Here is a 19,246-nt window from a genome sequence, read left to right as displayed (position 1 = left end):
GGTCAGCGCACGATGCGCGACAGCCTCCGGTCGGCGAGCACCTTGCCGTCCGTCTGGCAGGTGGGGCAGTACTGCAGGGAGCTGTCGGCGAAGCTGACCTCACGGACGACGTCGCCGCACACCGGGCACTCGAGCCCGGTTCGTCCGTGCACCCGCATCCCGGCCCGCTTGGCGTCCTTGAGCTCGGCGGCCGGCCGGCCCGACGCCGCGGCCACGGCGGTGCTCAACGTCGACACGATCGCCTCGTGCAGCACGACCACGTCGGCGTCGTCGTAGGTGCCCGTGAGGCGGAAGGGCGAGGTGCCCGCGACGTGGAGGATCTCGTCGGAGTAGGCGTTCCCGATGCCGGCGATGACCCGCTGGTCCCGCAGCAGGCCCTTGACCTGCTGGTTCCTCGCCCGCATCAGACCGCCCAGCACGGCGGGGCCGAAGTCGGCCCCGAGCGGGTCGACGCCGAGCGTCCGCACCTGCTCGACCTCCTGCGGGTCGCGGACGACGTGGACGGCGAGGCGCTTGCGCGTCCCGGCCTCGGTGAGGTCGAGGCCGGAGGCGTCCTCCAGGCGTACCCGGAGCGCGAGCGTCGCAGCCCGTCCACCGCCGCCGCCCCCCAGGCGCGCACGGACCGGTGTCGTCGGGGACCGCTCCGACCAGCGCACCCAGCCGCCGCGCGACAGGTGGAAGACCAGGTGGACGCCGTCGGCGTCGACGTCGAGCCACTTGCCGTGGCGTGCGACCCCGGTCACGGTACGCCCGACGAGCGCGCCGAGGGGCGGGTCGTACGTCTTGAGCGCCGCGATCTGCGCGACGTCGGCGGCCACCACGGTCCGGCCCCGCAGGCGTTCGGCGAGGAACGTCGCGAGGCCCTGCACCTCGGGAAGCTCGGGCATGGGTCCATCCTCCTCGCCGACCGCGCCGGGCGCACCCCGCCCGCCGATAGGCTGTGCGGCATGTCGATCGTGTCCGCCCCCGGTGCTGCCCGTCGTGGCGAGCTCCTGCGCCTGTCCACCCTGTTCGTCCGTACCCTGCGCGAGGACCCGGCCGACGCCGAGGTCGCGAGCCACCGCCTGCTGGTGCGGGCCGGCTACATCCGTCGCGCGGCGCCGGGGATCTACACCTGGCTGCCGCTCGGCCTGCGCGTGCTGGCCAAGATCGAGGCGGTCGTGCGCGAGGAGATGACAGCGGCCGGAGCGCAGGAGGTGCACTTCCCGGCGCTGCTGCCCCGCGAGCCCTACGAGGCGACGGGCCGGTGGTCGGAGTACGGGCCGAACCTCTTCCGACTCCAGGACCGCCGGGAGGGCGACTACCTCCTGGCGCCCACGCACGAGGAGATGTTCACGCTCCTGGTCAAGGACCTGTACTCCTCGTACAAGGACCTGCCGCTCACCCTGTTCCAGATCCAGACCAAGTACCGCGACGAGGCGAGGCCGCGGGCGGGCCTGATCCGGGGCCGCGAGTTCATCATGAAGGACGCCTACTCCTTCGACCTGGACGACGACGGCCTGGCGACCTCCTACGAGACGCAGCGCTCGGCGTACCAGAGGATCTTCGACCGACTGGGTCTGGAGTACGTGATCGTCGCGGCCACGTCCGGTGCGATGGGCGGTTCCCGCTCCGAGGAGTTCCTGTCGCCGTCGCCGATCGGCGAGGACACCTTCGTGCGGTCCGCCGGCGGGTACGCCGCCAACGTCGAGGCGGTCGTCACGCCGGTGCCGGACGCCCTGCCCGTCCAGGACGCCCCGGCCGCTCACGTCGAGGACACCCCGGACACCCCGACGATCGCCTCGCTGGTGGCGTGCGCGAACGCCGACCACCCCCGTGAGGACCGTGCCTGGACGGCCGCCGACACCCTGAAGAACGTCGTGCTCGCGGTGACGCGTCCCGACGGGCGCCGCGACGTCGTCGTCGTCGGGCTCCCCGGCGACCGCGACGTGGACGTCAAGCGCCTGGAGGCCTCGCTGGCCCCGGCCGAGGCCGAGCCGGCCACGGAAGCGGACTTCGCGGCGCACCCGGAGCTCGTCAAGGGATACATCGGCCCCGGCGTGCTCGGTCCGCAGGGCGCCCGGGTCGTCGACGAGGAGACGGGTGAGGAACGGTCCGCGATCCCGTACCTGCTGGACCCCCGCGTCGTGCCGGGCACCCGGTGGATCACCGGCGCCGACGCACCGGGCCACCACGTGTTCGACCTGGTCGCGGGGCGCGACTTCATCGCCGACGGCACGATCGAGGCCGCGGAGGTGCGGGCCGGTGACCCCGCGCCGGACGGCTCCGGCCCGCTGGAGCTGGCGCGCGGCATCGAGATCGGGCACATCTTCCAGCTCGGTCGCAAGTACGCCGAGGCCCTCGACCTCAAGGTGCTCGACCCGAACGGCAAGCAGGCCGTGGTCACGATGGGCTCCTACGGCATCGGCGTGACCCGCGCCCTCGCCGCGCTCGCCGAGGCGAACCACGACGAGCGTGGCCTGGCCTGGCCCGCGCACGTGGCGCCCGCCCACGTCCACGTCGTCGCGACGGGCAAGGGGCAGGAGGTCTTCGCCGCTGCCGAGGACCTGGCGGCCGCCCTGGTCGACGACGGTGTCGAGGTCCTCTACGACGACCGGCCGAAGGTCTCGCCGGGCGTCAAGTTCGCCGACGCCGAGATCTTCGGCGTGCCCCTCGTGGTGGTCGTCGGGCGGGGGCTGGCCGACGGTGTCGTCGAGCTCCGTCCGCGAGCGGGCGAGGCGGTGCAGGTGCCGGTCGAGCAGGCTGCGGCCGAGGTCGCCCGACGCGTGCGCGCGCTCCTCGACGCCTGACGCCTGACGCCTGGCGCCCGACGCCTCACGCCCGACCCTGGGCCCGCTGTCCGGCGGGGCCCAGGGTCGTCGGTGTCACCGCTGTGTCGTCGCCGGGTCGTCACTTGGTCGTCGCGGGTCACCGCGGAGGCAGGTGCGGCGTCGTCAGCACGGCGTCGTCAGCACTGCGGAGTCACTGCGGCGCCTGCTCCGGCAGACCGGGGAAGGGCACGGGGTCGGCACCCCACGCGTCGAGGGTGAGCGCCGACTCGACGAGAAGGTCGACGAGGACGGCACGCGTCCCGACGGCGGTCGTGGCGACGAGCGTGGCGTAGCCGGTGGCCAGGTCGTCCTCGACGGCGCGGACCAGCTCGTCGTCGTCGCTGCCGCGAGGCACGGCGTACGCGACCTGGCGCGGATCCTGCTCGGTGCCGCCCACCCCGGCGACGAGCGCCCAGGCGCGCGACCGCTCGTCGTGGGCCTGGGCTCGCTCGGCGAGCCGCGCGCGGGCGTCGTCGTCGCGCAGCGCCGCCCGCAGGTCGAGGGCGTAGGCCGCCGAGTCCTCCGACTCGACCAGCGTGCGCAGGTCGGCGACGGTGAGGCCGCGGGGCACGACGGCCGGCTCGTCGGGGTCCGGGACGGTGCTGGAGACCACGTCCGCGTCCTGCTCGCCCTCCTCGGTCTCCTCCGCGTCCTCGTCGTCCTGCTCGACGACGGTGGCGGCCGCGCGCTCGGCGAGGCGGGAGGTGGGCGTGGCCTCGACGGGGGAGGGGTCCTGGGTGTCCGGCTCGTCGGTGACCACGGGGGTCTCCTCCGGGGCCGGGACGACCGGGTCGACGCTGATCGGGACGGTGTCGCCGTAGGCCCCGACGCGGACGGCGGACACGGTCTGGGCGGCGCCGACGGAGGCGAGCAGGCGCGCCAGCGGGCCGTCGTCGGTGGTGCCGGCCGCGGTCCTGCTCCGGCCGGAGGCGTCCACGAGCGCCGTGACGACGTCTTCGGTGCTCACCGGGTCGTCGCTCGGGCCGGGCGACGACGCGGGGGCTTCGGGCTCGAGCCCGGAGTCGTAGGTGCCGCCCAGCTGTTCGGCCTGGTCGCGGGAGTCCTCGGCGATGCGTTCGAGCTCGGCGGTCAGCCGTGGCCGCTTGCCCGCCAGGGTCGAGACGGCGCCGTCGGCCTGCTCCGCGACGAACAGCGCGTCCGCCACCGCCGTGCGCCGCACGATCTCGACGGCGTCCGGGTCGGGCTCCGCGGGCGGGGGTGTCTCGAGCCGCAGTCCGCACCCGCCGAGCAGCACCGCTGCGAGCACGGCGAGGGCGACCGCCCGACGTCGGCGTCGGGGGGCGTCGGAGGCGGCGTGCGGATCCATCGGTGCTGATCTTGCCATGTCCGGGTGTGACGTTCCTCCACCTGCCGGCGCGGGTCGTTCGGCACGCGGGGCCGACGGCGTTCGTTACGCTGGACGACGCACAACGAAACACGAGCCGCGGGGACCACCCGGCGCGCAAGCACCAGCGGGAGGCAGCGATGGCAGCAGGGCGGAGCCCTCAGGACGACGGCGTCCGGACCGTCGTCGAACCGGTGGTCAGCGGTGCCGGACTCTTCCTGGAGGACGTGCGGCTGGTCCGGGCGGGCGGCGCGACCGTGGTGCGCATCACCCTGGATCTTCCGCAGGACGAGGTCGGCAGCCTGGACTCCGACCGGCTCGGGGAGGCGTCGAGGGCGATCTCGGCGGCGCTGGACGAGGCCGACACGGTGCCGGGCCACTACACGCTCGAGGTGTCGACCCCGGGAACGTCGCGTCCGCTGACGGCTCCGCGGCACTTCCGTCGGGCGCGGACCCGGATGGTGCGCCTGACGCTGGTGGACGGCTCCACGGTGTCGGGCCGCGTGGTGGACGTGGTTCCTGCGGCAGATGCTGCGGGTGACGGTGCCGGCGGCGAGGCGGTGGTCCTGGACGACGGTTCGCGGGTGGCGCTCGACCAGGTGCGCAAGGGCAAGGTGGAGGTCGAGCTCAAGAGGCTCGAGGACGACGAGGCGGGCGCTGCCCGCGACGGTGAGGAAGGCTGACGATGGACATCGACATGAGCACGCTGAGGCTGTTGGAGCGCGAGAGGGAGATCAGCCTGGACGTCCTGGTCGAAGCCATCGAGCAGGCGCTGCTGTCCGCGTACCACCGCACCCCCGACGCGTACCAGCGTGCCCGCGTCGAGGTCGACCGGCGCAGCGGTCACGTGACCGTCTGGGCGCGCGAGGAGATCCGCACCCCGGACCCGGCCGACCCCGAGGGTCGTCCCCTGGTCGAGAGCGGGCCGGAGTTCGACCACACGCCGGCGAACTTCGGCCGCATCGCCACGGCGACCGCTCGCCAGGTGATCGTCCAGCGGCTGCGCGACGCGGAGGACGACCAGGTCCTGGGCATGTTCAAGGACAAGGAGGGCGAGGTCCTCGCCGGCGTGATCCAGCAGGGCCGCGACCCCCGCGTCGTGCTGGTGGACGTCGGGGACACCGAGGCGGTGCTGCCGCCGCACGAGCAGGTGCCCGGCGAGGAGTACGTGCACGGCGAGCGTCTGCGCGCCTTCGTGGTGGAGGTCGCCCGCGGGATGAAGGGGGCCCAGGTCACCCTGAGTCGCACCCACCCCGGGCTCGTGCGCAAGCTCTTCGAGCTCGAGGTCCCGGAGATCGCCGACGGCTCCGTGGAGATCACGGCGATCGCCCGTGAGGCGGGGCACCGGACCAAGGTCGCCGTCCGGTCGAACGTGTCGGGTCTCAACGCCAAGGGCGCGTGCATCGGGCCGATGGGCGCCCGGGTGCGGGCCGTGATGGCCGAGCTGCACGGCGAGAAGATCGACATCGTCGACCACCACGACGAGCCCGCCCGGTTCGTGGCGAACGCGCTCTCGCCGGCGCGTGTGAGCTCTGTCACCGTCGTCGACCTCGAGGCGCGCGCCGCGCGCGCGGTCGTGCCGGACTACCAGCTGTCGCTCGCGATCGGCAAGGAGGGGCAGAACGCGCGCCTCGCCGCGAAGCTCACGGGTTGGCGCATCGACATCCGCTCGGACGAGGAGCCCACGGAGCCCGTGATCACCGCCACGACGGCGGGCACGACGACGGGTACGACGGCCGCCGGGTCGACCGAGGGGTCCACCGAGGAAGAGTGAGCTGGTCGAGCGATGTGAGCGAGCAGGTTAGACTGACAGGGACCGGGCCGCGTGCCCAGGACCCGGCCTGCCCACGTCCCCTCCCCGCCTCGTCGGCGGGTCCGGTGCGCACGTGTGTCGGCTGCCGGGGCCGTGACCTGCGGTCGGAGCTCTTGAGGCTGGTCCTCGCGACGTCCGACGGTGACCAGCTGGTCGTCGTCGACGAGCGGGGGAGCCGGCCGGGCCGCGGCGCCTGGATCCATCCGGACGCCCGGTGCCTGGCTCTCGCCGTCCGACGGCGGGCCGTCCCGCGCGCTCTGCGCGCCGACGGGCCGCTCGACCTGTCGGCGGTCCGGACCCTTCTGGAACCGGACGACCGTTGAAGAACCTGGTCGGCGCGTCGAGCGCCGGCCAGAGCACGACCGGGGCACCTCGTCCCGGCCGCACCACGTGTACGTCGACAAGGAAGCGGGTCAGAAGCCGATGGGCACCCGATGAGTCCCCAGCGATGAGTACTCGGTACTAACGACGGTCCTGCCTGTCTCGGTGGGGCCGAGACAGGAGAGATGTGGCGAAGATCCGCGTCCACGAGCTCGCGAAGCAGCTCGGAGTGGAGAGCAAGGCCCTGCTGGCAGAACTGAAGTCGGCAGGTGAGTTCGTGCGTTCGGCGTCCTCGACGCTCGAGGCGCCGGTGGAGCGCATGATGCGCGACAAGCTCCAGAGCGCCGGAGGCGCCTCGGGGTCGGGCGGGTCCAGGCCCAGCCCCGCCCCGCGGAAGCCTTCCGCACCCAAGCCCGGAGCGGCCAGGACGGCGCCCGACGCTCCCAAGCCCGGGAACAAGCCGGCACCCGCACCCACGGAGCAGAAGTCCGCGGCCCAGCCGGAGAGCACTGCCCCGCAGGCCCCCGCTCCGCAGAACCCTGCTCCGCAGGCGCCCGCACCGCAGGCTCCGGCCCCGCAGGCTCCGGCCCCGCAGGCCCCCGCCGCGCAGGGCGGTACGCCGGCGGCCAAGCCCGGTGCACGCCCCGACGCCGCGCCCAAGCCGGGCGCCAAGCCCAACCAGCAGCGTCCCGCCCAGGGCGGGCGTGGCGGTCAGCCGCGTCCGGGCAACAACCCCTACGCCTCCCAGCAGGGGATGCAGCGCGGCCCGCGCCCGGGCAACAACCCCTACGCCTCGAACCAGGGCATGCCCCGTTCGCAGCGCGGTGAGGGTGCACCCGCGGCCGAGCGGCCGGGTGGTCCCCGTCCGGGCGGTCCGCGTCCCGCGGCCCCGCGTCCGGGCGGTCCGCGCCCGAACCCCGGCATGATGCCGGGCAAGACGAGCATGCCCCGACCCGGTGAGCGTCCTGCTGCCGGCGGTCGCGGCGGTGGCGGTGGCGGTCGCGGTCGCGGCGGTCCCGGCGGCGGAGGCCCCGCGGGCAACCGTGGTGGCGGCGCAGGTGCCGGTGCGGGCGGCGGCGTCCGTCCCGGTGGCGGCGGTGGGTTCCGCGGTCGCGGCGGCGCAGGTCGTGGCAGCACCCAGGGTGCGTTCGGCCGCGCCGGTGGCCGTCCCGTCCGGGGGCGCAAGTCGAAGCGGGCGAAGCGCCAGGAGTTCGAGCAGATGCAGGCTCCGTCGCTGGGTGGCGTCTCCGTCCCCCGCGGCAACGGCCAGACGGTCATCCGCCTGCGTCACGGCTCGTCCCTGAACGACTTCGCCGACAAGATCGACGCCAACCCGGCGTCGCTCGTCACGGTGCTGCTGCACCTCGGTGAGATGGCCACGGCGACGCAGTCGCTCGACGAGGACACGTTCGCGACCCTCGGTGTCGAGCTCGGCTACGTCATCGAGATGGTCTCCGCCGAGGAGGAGGACCGCGAGCTGCTCGGGTCCTTCGACATCGACCTGCAGGCCGAGGAGGCCGGCGAGTCGGACGAGGACCTCGAGGCGCGTCCGCCGGTCGTGACCGTCATGGGTCACGTCGACCACGGAAAGACGAAGCTGCTCGACGCGATCCGTTCGACGGACGTCGTCGCGGGCGAGGCCGGTGGCATCACCCAGCACATCGGTGCCTACCAGGTGCACGCCGAGCACGAGGGCGCCGACCGCGCCATCACGTTCATCGACACCCCGGGTCACGAGGCGTTCACCGCCATGCGTGCCCGTGGTGCGCAGGTGACGGACATCGCGATCCTCGTGGTCGCGGCGGACGACGGCGTGATGCCCCAGACGATCGAGGCGCTCAACCACGCCCAGTCGGCCAACGTGCCGATCGTGGTCGCCGTCAACAAGGTGGACAAGGAGGGGGCCAACCCCGCCAAGATCCGCCAGCAGCTCACCGAGTACAACCTGGTGGCCGAGGAGTACGGCGGCGACACGATGTTCGTCGACGTCTCCGCGCTGCAGCGCAAGGGCATCGACGACCTCCTGGAGGCCGTGCTGCTCACCGCGGACGCGGCGCTGGACCTGCGGGCCAACCCGTCCAAGGACGCCCGGGGTGTCGCCATCGAGGCGCACCTGGACAAGGGTCGCGGCTCGGTCGCGACCGTCCTGGTGGAGTCCGGCACCCTGCAGGTCGGTGACGCGATCGTGGCCGGTACGGCTCACGGTCGGGTCCGGGCCATGCTCGACGAGCACGGCGAGACGCTGTCCGAGGCGGGTCCGGCCCGTCCGGTCCAGGTGCTCGGTCTGTCGTCGGTGCCGGGAGCGGGCGACACGTTCCTCGTGGCACCCGACGAGCGCACCGCTCGTCAGATCGCCGAGAAGCGCGAGGCCGCCGAGCGTGCCGCCCTCCTGGCCAAGCGCCGCAAGCGCATCAGCCTCGAGGACTTCACCAAGGCGCTCGAGCAGGGCAAGGTCGAGACGCTCAACCTCGTCCTCAAGGGTGACGTGTCCGGTGCCGTCGAGGCCCTCGAGGACGCGCTGCTCAAGATCGACGTCGGTGACGAGGTCGACCTGCGTGTCATCCACCGCGGTGTCGGTGACATCACGCAGAACGACGTCAACCTCGCCACGGTCGACAACGCCGTGATCCTCGGCTTCAACGTCAAGTTCGGTCCTCGTGTGGAGGACCTGGCGGACCGCGAGGGCGTCGAGGTCAAGTTCTACTCGGTGATCTACCAGGCGATCGACGACATCGAGGCTGCCCTGAAGGGCATGCTCAAGCCGGAGTACGAGGAGGCGCAGCTCGGTACCGCCGAGATCCGCCAGGTGTTCCGGTCCTCGAAGTTCGGCAACATCGCCGGTTCGATCGTCCGGTCGGGCACGATCCGTCGCAACACCAAGGCGCGCGTGCTGCGCGACGGCAAGGTGGTCGGCAACGACCTCACCGTCGAGTCGCTGCGTCGTGAGAAGGACGACGTCACCGAGGTCCGCGAGGGCTTCGAGTGCGGTATCGGTCTCGGGTCGTTCAACGACGTCACCGAGGGCGACATCATCGAGACCTTCGAGATGCGGGAGATCCCGCGTTCCTGAGGTCTCGGACCGTCGGTCGGCGCCCCGTCCGCTGCCAGGAGCAGCGGACGGGGCGCCGTCGGCGTCAGGACGAGATGGACGCCGTCGGCGTCGATATCAGGAGGATTCATGAGTGAGAACCCCAGGGCCCGCAAGCTCGCGGACCGCATCAAGGAGATCGTCGCCGGGCTGCTCGACACCCGGATCAAGGACCCCCGTCTGGGCTTCGTCACGGTGACTGACGTCCGCGTGACCGGCGACCTCCAGCAGGCCTCCGTGTTCTACACGGTGCTCGGCAGCGACGAGGACCGGGTCGGGACCGCGGCCGCGCTCGAGAGCGCCAAGGGCATGATCCGCTCCGAGGTGGGCAAGCAGACGGGGATCCGCCTGACGCCCACGGTGGAGTTCCACCTGGACTCCGTCCCGGAGACGGCCGCGCACCTGGACGCGGCGCTGCACGAGGCCCAGCGGCGCGACGCCGAGCTGGCCGCGCTGCGCGAGGGCAAGGCGTTCGCCGGGGACGCGGACCCCTACCGCAGCGACGAGGACGAGGACTGACGGGCGCGTGGTGGGCCGTGGCGCGGAGCGTCCCGCACGCCGCCCGACGGCGCCCGACGGTCTGCTGATCGTCGACAAGCCGGCGGGCTGGACGAGCCATGACGTGGTCGCCCGGTGCCGGCACCTCGCGGGTACCCGCAAGGTCGGGCACGCCGGCACGCTCGACCCGATGGCCACGGGCGTGCTGGTGGTGGGTGTCGGGCGTGCCACGAAGCTCCTCACGTACGTCGTGGGCGCGGACAAGGCGTACGACGCGACGATCCGCCTCGGTGCGGCGACCACCACAGACGACGCCGAGGGGGAGACGACGACGGCGTCAGGGATCGGCTCCGGGGTCGACCCGGACGCCCTGGCGACCGCGGTCGCGGCCCTGACGGGCGACATCGCCCAGGTGCCCAGCACCGTCAGCGCGGTCAAGGTCGACGGCAAGCGGGCCTACGCACGCGCACGCGCCGGCGAGGACGTCGAGCTCACGGCCCGGCCGGTGCGGGTGGACGCCTTCGAGGTCCTCGCCCGCCGCGAGGCCACCACGGCGGACGGGTTGCCCGTGCTCGACCTGGACGTGACCGTGGTGGTCTCGTCCGGCACCTACGTCCGGGCGCTCGCGCGGGACCTCGGCGCCGCCCTCGGCGTGGGCGGTCACCTCACCGCCCTGCGCCGGACCCGGGTCGGTGGCTACGGCCTCGACCTGGCCCGCACGCTGGACGAGCTCCTCGCGCAGGCCGACGGCGACGGCGTGCTGGCCACGGTGCCGCTCGCGCAGGCCGCGCGGGCCTCCTTCCCGGTGCGCGACCTGACCGAGGCCGAGGTCCGGGCGCTCGGCTACGGGCAGTGGGTGGCGCCGTCGGACGCCCCCGGCACCCGGGCGGGCATCGGTCCCGACGGAAGCCTGATCGCCCTGCTGGAGGACACCACCCGACGTGGTGAGCGGCTGGCCAGACCGGTCCTGGTGCTGGCGCCGGCGTCCTGATCAGTCCTCCAGGGCTGCCTCGACGTCCGGTTCGACCCCGCCGGCGGTGCGGAAGTGTCCGACCAGGGAGAACATGACCCCGAGCGTGGTCCACGCCCCGAGCGCGATCCAGGCCGCGGCGGTGTCCGCGGCGGGGAAGTAGGACAGGTCGCGCAGGAGGGTGCCGCTGGCCCCGGGCGGGAACCACTGGCCGAGGGCGCCCCAGTGCCACGGCAGGAACTCCGGCGGGACGGTCGCCCCGGAGATCGGGTTGGCGACGAGCATCATGAGCACGGCACCGACGGCGATGCCCGCCCGGCCCAGCAGAGCGACGAACCCGGTGAGAGGGGCGGCGACCGCCGCCAGCGCCAGGGCGATCGCCGCGGCGTTGGTCCACCAGTCACCCTGGAGCGACCCGAACCAGCCCTGCAGCACCGCGGTGAGCACGAGTCCGCCGACGACGGCGTAGACGGCCACGGCCAGGACGCGCCGCCCGGCGCCGACGACGGCCAGGGAGATGGCGATGCCCCCGGCCATGCCGCCGAGCAGCAGGGGGAACAGCGCAGCCGTCATCCCGGTGCCCTGCGGGTCGTCCGGCGACAGGGGGACGACCTCGGTCACGGTGACGGTGGGCGGGCCGTCCTGCGGGAGGTCCGTGCCCTGAGCCGCCTGCTGCTGCAGCGCGGCCACGGCCTGCGCGGTGACCCGGGCCTGCAGACGGGAGGCGAGCCCGGTCATGAGCTGGGTGGGCGCGGAGCCGGCCGCGGGGGCGGTCAGGACCTCCGGCGTCGGGCCGAGCACGAGGGCGCCGACGACGTCGCGCTGCTCGACGGCGGTGACCGCGTCGTCGCGGTCGGCCGTCTCGACCAGGTCGACGACCCCGGGCTGTTGGCTCTCGAGGGTCTCGGCGAGCTCCTGGACCGCGTCGGCGGGTCCCACCACGGCCACGGGCACGTCACGGGGCTCGGCGGTGACCGCCGGCCAGGAGAAGGCGAGCTCGACGAGGGTGACGACGGCGGCGATCGCGAGCCCGACCACGACGACCCTCGTCCAGGGCGTGTGCGGTGCAGGGGCGTGCCCGGTCGGGGGTGTCGGCGGGGTCGTCGCCGGGTCGGGTGTGGGGGCGGGTCCGGTGGACGTGGACGTGGACGTGGAGGTGGACATGGTGCTCCCGGGATCGGCCGTCGCAAAGATCGTCAATAGAAAAACGACCGTTCGTTTTGCAGCTAGAGTGATGCCGGCCGCGTAGGCTTGTCAACCGCCCAGGCCAGATGGGGAAAGGGGTGCGGTCCGTGCCACGAGTCAGCGACGAGCACCGCGAGGCGCGCCGCCGTCAGATCCGGGAGGCCGCCCTGCGCGCCTTCGCCGCCAAGGGCTACCAGTACGCGTCGATCGCGGACGTCGTGGCCGAGTCCGGCCTGTCGGCAGGGGCGATCTACACCCATTTCTCCGGCAAGCAGGAGCTGTTCGCGGCCGTGGCCGAGGAGGTCCTGTCCCGGCGCGGAGCGGAGATCGACGCGGCGTCCCGGCACGGACTGCCGCCGTCGCCCGGCGAGGTCCTGACGATCCTGGCCGGGGGGATGAGCCGCGACCTCGTGGACGGCCGGCTGCTGCTGCAGCTCTGGGCGGAGTCGACGGTGGACCCGGAGATCCACGACGTCGTCGAACGGGTCGTGGGGTCGTTCCGCCGGGTGTTGCGCGAGGCCCTGCAGGCGTGGTTCGCCGCCCGCCCCGACCTCGCGCCCGACGGCGCGGAGGTCGCTGCCGAGCGGCTGCTCCCGGTCATGATGGCGCTCGGGCAGGGCTTCCAGCTGCAGCGCGCGATGCTCGACGAGTTCGACGGCGAGGAGTACCTCGCCGCGGCTCGTGCCGTGCTGCCCGCCTGAGCGGGACTATCCTGGTCCGTCGGCGCCGGTCCAGGCGTTCCCCCGATCGAGGAGCACGAACCGGTGCAGGTGTTCACCCACGTCGACGAGGTCCCCGACGGCTTCGGGCCGTCGGTGGTGACGATCGGCAACTTCGACGGCGTCCACCGCGGGCACCAGGCCGTGCTCGGCCGGCTCGTGCGGCTGGCGCACGGTGACGACCGGGCCGCCGTGGCGGTCACCTTCGACCCGCACCCGGCCCGGGTCCACCGGCCCGAGGTGGCGCCCGAGCTGATCACCGGGCTGGACGACCGCCTGGAGCTGATGGCCGCCACCGGGCTGGACGCGGTGCTCGTGGTGCCCTACTCGCTGCAGTTCGCCGCGCAGTCGCCCGAGGAGTTCGTCACCCGGTACCTCACGGGCGCCCTCGGGGCGCGCAGCGTCGTCGTCGGGCACGACGTCCGGTTCGGCTCCGGCAACGTGGGCACCCTGGCCACCATGGTCGAGCTGGGCGGCAGGCACGGGTTCGAGGTCGTCGCCGTCGACGACGAGGGCAGCGTCCCGGAGCCGGCGGGAGGCCGCCAGCGATGGTCGAGCTCCGCCGCTCGCGCGCTGCTGGCCGAGGGCGACGTGGCCCAGGCCGCCGACGTCCTCGGTCGGTGGCACCGCGTGCGCGGGACCGTCGTCCACGGGGACGCGCGAGGGCGCGAGCTCGGCTTCCCGACGGCGAACCTGGGCTCGATCTCGGGCATGGTCCCGGCCGACGGCGTCTACGCGGGCTGGTTGCGCCGTCCGACGCTCGCCGCGCGTGACGCCCGGCACGACGACGTCCTGCTGCCGGCCGCCGTGTCGATCGGGACGAACCCGACGTTCGACGGCGTGGAGCGCCGCGTCGAGGCGTACGTGCTGGACCGTACCGACCTCGACCTCTACGACGAGGTGGTGGTGCTGGAGCTCGTGGAGCACCTGCGCCCGACGCTCCGGTTCGACGGCGTGGCGGCGCTGGTCGAGCAGATGCACGACGACGTCGCCCGGGCCCGGCAGGTCCTGGCTGGCTGAGCGCGTCGCCCGCGCGTCGTGGGCGTGTCGAGCGCCACGGTTCCGGCCGCCCGCGCGGCGACCGGCGTGGTCGGTGCGCTGCTAGGATGGGACCGCCGTATTTCGGCCGCGGATCCAGAGCGCCCGGTGAACGAGTCCCGGTGCACCGCGCAACGACACCAGAAGGAGAGCCATGCCGCTCGACGCTGCCACCAAGCAGAACATCATCACCGAGTACGCCACTCACGAGGGCGACACCGGCTCGCCGGAGGTGCAGACCGCGCTCCTGACCCAGCGCATCAAGGACCTCACCGAGCACCTCAAGGAGCACAAGCACGACCACCACTCGCGTCGTGGCCTGCTCCTGCTGGTCGGCCAGCGCCGCCGTCTGCTCGGCTACCTGCAGAAGGTCGACATCGCGCGGTACCGCGCGCTCATCGAGCGCCTCGGTCTGCGCCGCTGACCTCCCCGACCAGCCCGGTCCCTGTCGCAGGGCCCGGGCTGGTCTGGTGTGATGTCCTAGCAAGCCACCCACATCGCGCCGCCGGGCCGTCGTCCGGTCCTCGGTAGTGGCCTCCCGATCTGCCCGGCTCGTCCGGCGTGCGGCTCCGGGGGCCTCGATCGAAGACCGTCGCACGGATGGCGGCGCCTTCGAGAACAAGGAGGGCACCCATGGAGGGTCCCGAGATCCAGTTCGCCGAGGCCGTCATCGACAACGGTCGCTTCGGCACCCGCACCGTCCGCTTCGAGACGGGCCGCCTCGCCCGCCAGGCCGCCGGCTCCGTCGCCGCCTACCTGGACGGCGAGACCATGCTCCTGTCGGCCACCACGGCCGGCAAGCACCCCAAGGAGCAGTTCGACTTCTTCCCCCTGACGGTCGACGTCGAGGAGCGCATGTACGCCGCGGGTCGCATCCCCGGCTCGTTCTTCCGTCGTGAGGGTCGCCCCTCGACCGAGGCGATCCTCGCCTGCCGTCTCATCGACCGTCCGCTGCGCCCCCTGTTCGTCAAGGGTCTGCGCAACGAGGTCCAGGTCGTCATCTCCGTCCTGGCCATCCACCCGGACGACGCCTACGACGTGCTGGCGATCAACGCCGCGTCCGCGTCCACGCAGATCTCCGGCCTGCCGTTCTCCGGTCCGGTCGCGGGTGTGCGCATCGCGCTCATCGACGGCCAGTGGGTCGCCTTCCCGAAGTACTCCGACCTCGAGCGCGCCGTGTTCAACATGGTCGTGGCCGGTCGGGTCGTCACGGGTGCCGACGGTCAGCCCGACGTCGCGATCGCGATGATCGAGGCCGAGGCGACCGACGACGCCTGGAAGCTCATCAAGACCGAGGGTGTCGCCGCGCCGACCGAGGAGGTCGTCGCCCAGGGCATCGAAGCGGCCAAGCCGTTCCTCAAGTCGCTGTGCGACGCGCAGGCGTCGCTGGCCGCCCAGTCCGCGAAGGACGTCCAGGACTTCCCGGTGTTCCCGGAGTACGCCGAGGACGCCTACGCCGCGGTCGAGTCCGCGGTCGCCGCCCCGCTGCGCGAGGCGCTGACCATCGCGGACAAGCAGGAGCGCGAGAGCCGTCTCGACGAGCTCAAGGCGCAGATGGTGCAGGACGTGACCGGCTCCGGTGCCTTCGAGGGCCGCGAGAAGGAGCTGTCCGCCGCCTACCGTTCGCTGCAGAAGCAGCTCGTGCGCCAGCGCGTCCTGACCGACGGCGTGCGCATCGACGGTCGTGGGCTCGCGGACATCCGCACCCTGTCCGCCGAGGTCGAGGTGCTCCCGCGCGTGCACGGGTCGGCCATCTTCGAGCGCGGCGAGACCCAGATCATGGGTGTCACCACGCTGAACATGCTGCGCATGGAGCAGCAGATCGACTCCCTCGGGCCGGTCACGCGCAAGCGCTACATGCACAACTACAACTTCCCGCCGTTCTCCACGGGCGAGACGGGACGCGTCGGGTCGCCGAAGCGTCGCGAGATCGGTCACGGCGCGCTCGCCGAGCGTGCGCTCGTGCCGGTGCTGCCCAGCCGCGAGGAGTTCCCCTACGCGATCCGCCAGGTGTCCGAGGCCCTCGGGTCCAACGGCTCGACCTCGATGGGCTCGGTCTGCGCCTCGACGCTGTCGCTGCTCAACGCGGGTGTCCCGCTGAAGGCTCCGGTCGCGGGCATCGCCATGGGCCTCATCTCCGACACCGTGGACGGTGAGACCCGCTACGCGGCGCTCACCGACATCCTCGGTGCCGAGGACGCCTTCGGCGACATGGACTTCAAGGTCGCCGGCACCAGCGAGTTCGTCACCGCCATCCAGCTCGACACGAAGCTCGACGGCATCCCCGCGTCCGTCCTGGCCGGGGCACTGACCCAGGCCCGCGACGCGCGCCTGACGATCCTCGAGGTGCTCGCCGAGGCGATCGACGTGCCGGACGAGATGAGCCCGAACGCGCCGCGCGTCATCGCGGTCAAGGTCCCCGTGGACAAGATCGGCGAGGTCATCGGGCCCAAGGGCAAGATGATCAACCAGATCCAGGAGGAGACCGGCGCCGACATCTCGATCGAGGACGACGGCACGGTCTACATCGGTGCGACCGACGGTCCGTCCGCCGAGGCGGCGCGGGCGGCGATCAACGCGATCGCAAACCCGCACGTTCCCGAGGTCGGCGAGCGCTTCGTCGGCACGGTCGTCAAGACGACGTCGTTCGGCGCGTTCATCTCGCTCTCCCCGGGCAAGGACGGGCTGCTGCACATCAGCCAGCTCCGCAAGCTCGTGGGCGGCAAGCGGGTGGAGAACGTCGACGACGTGCTCTCCATCGGCCAGAAGATCCAGGTCGAGATCGGTGAGATCGACCCGCGCGGCAAGCTCTCGCTGGTCGCCGTGACCGAGGACGACGAGTCCGAGGCGGAGGCTCCCGCCGAGTCCGAGCAGCCGACCGAGGCCTGATCGGAACCCATGAGCCAGCACCTCCCGCTCGTCAGAGCGGGCCAGCCGGGTGCCGAGCTGACCGCCGGGCAGGACGGTGCGACGATCCGTCGCACCGTCCTGCCCGGCGGTGTCCGTGTGCTCACCGAGCAGATGCCGGGCCTGCGCTCGGCCACGGTGGGCGCATGGGTCGGCGTCGGCTCCCGTGACGAGACCGACGGGCACCACGGATCCACCCACTTCCTCGAGCACCTGCTGTTCAAGGGGACACCGCGGCGCAGCGCGCTCGACATCGCCGAGGCGTTCGACGCCGTCGGCGGTGAGGCCAACGCCGCCACCGGCAAGGAGCACACCTGCTACTACGCCCGTGTGCTCGACGACGACCTGCCGATGGCCGTGGACGTCATCGCCGACATGGTCACCTCCGCACGCCTCGACGCGGACGAGCTCGAGACCGAGCGCGGCGTGATCCTCGAGGAGATCGCGATGACCGAGGACGACCCGGGTGAGGTCGTCCACGAACGGTTCGCCGAGGCAGTCCTCGGTACGCACCCCCTCGGGCGGCCGATCGGCGGGACTCCGGAGACGATCCGGGCGGTGCCGCGCGACGCCGTCTGGGAGCACTACCGCTGGCACTACCGGCCCGAGACGCTCGTGGTCTCGGCCGCGGGCGGCGTCGACCACGACCGTCTGGTCGAGCAGGTCGGCGAGGCGCTGGCGGCCGGGGGCTGGGACCTCGACCCGGACCGGGTGCCCCGTGCGCGACGCACCGGTGACCCGCAGGCCGACGGCGTGCCCGCGCAGGGCTCCGAGCTGACGGTGCACCGTCCCGTCGAGCAGGCGAACGTCGTCATCGGGTCGACCGGCCTGAGCGCGACCGACGACCGCCGGTTCGTGCTGACCGTGCTCAGCGCCGTCCTCGGGGGCGGCATGTCCTCGCGGCTCTTCCAGGAGATCCGGGAGAAGCGCGGCCTAGCGTACGCCACCTACTCGTTCGCGCAGGGCCACGGCGGCCTCGGCCTCTTCGGGATGTACGCCGGGTGCGCCCCGGCCCGCGTCGACGAGGTCACCGCCCTGATGGTCGCCGAGCTGGAGCAGCTCGCCGACGGCGGGATCACCACCGCCGAGCTGGAGCGGTCCGTCGGGCAGCTCTCCGGCGGTCTCGTCCTCGGCCTGGAGGACTCCGGCTCCCGCATGAGCAGGCTCGGCAAGTCCGAGCTCGTGCACGGAGAGCTGATGACGGTGGCGGAGTCCCTGGAGCGGGTCCGGGCCGTCACCGCCGAGGACGTCCGCGAGCTGGCGGCCGACCTCGCCGCACGACCCCGCACCACGGTCCGAGTCGGGCCGTTCACCGACGAAGGAGTGCAGTGAGCAGCATCGCAGTGGCCGTCATCGGCGCGGCCGGACGCATGGGCCGTCAGACGTGCGAGGCCGTCGAGGCCGCCGACGGGCTCGACCTCGTGGCGCGGATCGACGTCGGTGACGACGTCGCCGCGGCGCTGCGGGACGCGGGCGCACAGGTCGCGGTGGACTTCACGGTCCCGGCGGTCACCGAGGCGAACGTGCACGCCGCGCTCGACGCGGGCGCGCACGTCGTGGTCGGGACGACCGGCTGGGACGAGGGGTCCCGTGGTCGGGTGGTCGAGCACCTGGAGCGTCTGGACGCGGGTCTCGGGGTGCTGATCGCCCCCAACTTCGGACTGTCGGCCGTGCTGGCGATGACCTTCGCCGCCAAGGCCGCCCGCTACTTCGAGTCGGCGGAGGTCGTCGAGCTGCACCACCCGGACAAGGTGGACGCCCCGTCGGGCACCGCGCGGCACACGGCGGCCGCGATCGCCGCCGCTCGTGCCGAGGCCGGGCTCGGTGCGCAGCCGGACGCGACGCAGGAGGGCTTCGAGGCCCGCGGCGCGGACGTCGACGGTGTGCGGGTGCACGCGGTGCGGCTGCGCGGCCTCGTCGCGCACGAGGAGATCCTGTTCGGCAACGCCGGCGAGCAGCTGACGATCCGCCAGGACTCGTTCGACCGGGCCTCCTTCATGCCGGGCGTGGTGCTCGCCGTGCGGGAGGTCGTGTCGCGGCCGGGCCTGACCGTGGGTCTCGAGAACGTGCTGGACCTGTCGTGACGGGCGAGGCGCCGCGTCGTCGGCTGCCTCGCGGGCTGCTGGGGGCGCTGGCCGTCACGGCGCTGCTCGCGATCTACGTGTGGGCCATCGGGCGCCGCGGGGTGGCGATGATCGGCACCGGCGAACCGGTGCTGATCGGGATCGGGGCGGCGGTGCTCGTCATCCCGCTGCTGGTGATCGGACTGATCGTGCGGGAGTTCTGGCTGGCCTCGCGGGTCCAACAGATGGCCGACACCCTGGCCGCGGCGGGCGAGCTGCCCGCCGACGACCTGCCGCGCTCGCCGGGTGGTCGGATCGACCGGTCGGCGGCGGACGAGGCGTTCGGGGCCGCCCAGGCGGCGGTGGAGGCCGACCCCGAGAGCTGGCGGACCTGGTACCACCTGGCCTTCGCCTACGACGCCGCGGGGGACCGCCGTCGTGCCCGCGCGGCGTTGCGCAAGGCGTCCGCGCTGTTCCGGCCCTGACGTC

Annotated in this window: 17 protein-coding genes; 14 read left to right on the top strand and 3 right to left on the bottom strand. The window is 73.1% G+C overall.

All coding sequences use genetic code 11. The features are described 5' to 3' along the window. Positions 1-2 precede the first annotated feature (2 nt). Positions 3-887, bottom strand: coding sequence for an Fpg/Nei family DNA glycosylase (locus tag ACNHYB_RS04990; protein ID WP_418277291.1), 885 nt, complete (start codon positions 885-887; stop codon positions 3-5). 60 nt (positions 888-947) lie between these two features. On the opposite strand from ACNHYB_RS04990, the gene ACNHYB_RS04985 reads away from it, so the two are divergent. Continuing rightward, entirely contained in the window at positions 948-2,789 is a 1,842-nt protein-coding gene (locus ACNHYB_RS04985) for a proline--tRNA ligase (protein ID WP_418277289.1), read from the top strand. A gap of 172 nt (positions 2,790-2,961) precedes the next feature. Here ACNHYB_RS04985 and ACNHYB_RS04980 read toward each other — a convergent pair whose 3' ends face one another. Further along, positions 2,962-4,137, bottom strand: coding sequence for a DUF4439 domain-containing protein (locus ACNHYB_RS04980; protein WP_418277288.1), 1,176 nt, complete (start codon positions 4,135-4,137; stop codon positions 2,962-2,964). Between the two features lie 158 nt (positions 4,138-4,295). Here ACNHYB_RS04980 and rimP point away from each other — a divergent pair, with 158 nt between their 5' ends. The 6 genes from rimP to truB all read left to right on the top strand — a co-directional run bounded on the left by rimP (position 4,296) and on the right by truB (position 10,866). Further along, entirely contained in the window at positions 4,296-4,838 is a 543-nt protein-coding gene (rimP, locus tag ACNHYB_RS04975) for a ribosome maturation factor RimP (protein ID WP_418277287.1), read from the top strand. 2 nt (positions 4,839-4,840) lie between these two features. Further along, on the top strand, positions 4,841-5,929 hold the full coding sequence (gene nusA / locus ACNHYB_RS04970; protein ID WP_418277286.1) for a transcription termination factor NusA: 1,089 nt from the start codon (positions 4,841-4,843) through the stop codon (positions 5,927-5,929). Then, the gene (locus ACNHYB_RS04965; RefSeq protein WP_418277285.1) at positions 5,926-6,291 is read left to right on the top strand and encodes a YlxR family protein; all 366 of its coding nucleotides are present in this window, start codon (positions 5,926-5,928) and stop codon (positions 6,289-6,291) included. The genes nusA and ACNHYB_RS04965 overlap by 4 nt, the downstream gene beginning before the upstream one ends. A 185-nt stretch (positions 6,292-6,476) precedes the next feature. After that, positions 6,477-9,359, top strand: coding sequence for a translation initiation factor IF-2 (infB, locus tag ACNHYB_RS04960; RefSeq protein WP_418277284.1), 2,883 nt, complete (start codon positions 6,477-6,479; stop codon positions 9,357-9,359). A 108-nt stretch (positions 9,360-9,467) separates the two neighbouring features. Further along, the gene (gene rbfA, locus ACNHYB_RS04955; RefSeq protein WP_418277283.1) at positions 9,468-9,896 is read left to right on the top strand and encodes a 30S ribosome-binding factor RbfA; all 429 of its coding nucleotides are present in this window, start codon (positions 9,468-9,470) and stop codon (positions 9,894-9,896) included. Between the two features lie 7 nt (positions 9,897-9,903). Then, entirely contained in the window at positions 9,904-10,866 is a 963-nt protein-coding gene (gene truB, locus ACNHYB_RS04950; RefSeq protein ID WP_418277282.1) for a tRNA pseudouridine(55) synthase TruB, read from the top strand. Here the strand turns inward: truB and ACNHYB_RS04945 are convergent, their stop codons facing one another. Continuing rightward, positions 10,867-12,009, bottom strand: coding sequence for an ABC transporter permease (locus ACNHYB_RS04945; RefSeq protein WP_418277281.1), 1,143 nt, complete (start codon positions 12,007-12,009; stop codon positions 10,867-10,869). Between the two features lie 128 nt (positions 12,010-12,137). On the opposite strand from ACNHYB_RS04945, the gene ACNHYB_RS04940 reads away from it, so the two are divergent. The 7 genes from ACNHYB_RS04940 (at position 12,138) to ACNHYB_RS04910 (ending at position 19,242) form a co-directional block, all read left to right on the top strand. Next, on the top strand, positions 12,138-12,731 hold the full coding sequence (locus ACNHYB_RS04940; RefSeq protein ID WP_418277279.1) for a TetR/AcrR family transcriptional regulator: 594 nt from the start codon (positions 12,138-12,140) through the stop codon (positions 12,729-12,731). Positions 12,732-12,794: 63 nt separating this feature from the next. Continuing rightward, positions 12,795-13,769: a bifunctional riboflavin kinase/FAD synthetase gene (locus ACNHYB_RS04935; RefSeq protein ID WP_418277278.1), complete on the top strand. Its 975-nt coding sequence runs from the start codon at positions 12,795-12,797 to the stop codon at positions 13,767-13,769. Positions 13,770-13,941: 172 nt separating this feature from the next. Continuing rightward, entirely contained in the window at positions 13,942-14,211 is a 270-nt protein-coding gene (gene rpsO, locus ACNHYB_RS04930; RefSeq protein WP_418277277.1) for a 30S ribosomal protein S15, read from the top strand. A gap of 209 nt (positions 14,212-14,420) precedes the next feature. Further along, complete coding sequence (locus ACNHYB_RS04925) at positions 14,421-16,676, top strand: polyribonucleotide nucleotidyltransferase (RefSeq protein WP_418277276.1); 2,256 nt, start codon at positions 14,421-14,423, stop codon at positions 16,674-16,676. Positions 16,677-16,685: 9 nt separating this feature from the next. Then, positions 16,686-18,026 (top strand): M16 family metallopeptidase, encoded by a 1,341-nt coding sequence (locus ACNHYB_RS04920; RefSeq protein ID WP_418277275.1) that lies wholly within the window; start codon positions 16,686-16,688, stop codon positions 18,024-18,026. Continuing rightward, positions 18,023-18,778, top strand: coding sequence for a 4-hydroxy-tetrahydrodipicolinate reductase (gene dapB / locus ACNHYB_RS04915; RefSeq protein WP_418277274.1), 756 nt, complete (start codon positions 18,023-18,025; stop codon positions 18,776-18,778). Before ACNHYB_RS04920 ends, dapB begins: the two co-directional genes overlap by 4 nt. Next, the gene (locus tag ACNHYB_RS04910; RefSeq protein WP_418277273.1) at positions 18,775-19,242 is read left to right on the top strand and encodes a hypothetical protein; all 468 of its coding nucleotides are present in this window, start codon (positions 18,775-18,777) and stop codon (positions 19,240-19,242) included. Before dapB ends, ACNHYB_RS04910 begins: the two co-directional genes overlap by 4 nt. The last annotated feature ends 4 nt before the right edge of the window (positions 19,243-19,246 follow it).

The organism is Isoptericola jiangsuensis (assembly GCF_048320105.1).
Lineage (GTDB): Bacteria > Actinomycetota > Actinomycetes > Actinomycetales > Cellulomonadaceae > Isoptericola > Isoptericola jiangsuensis_A.
Note: the sequence above shows the minus strand (reverse complement) of the source record. Positions and strands in the feature narration are given on the sequence as shown.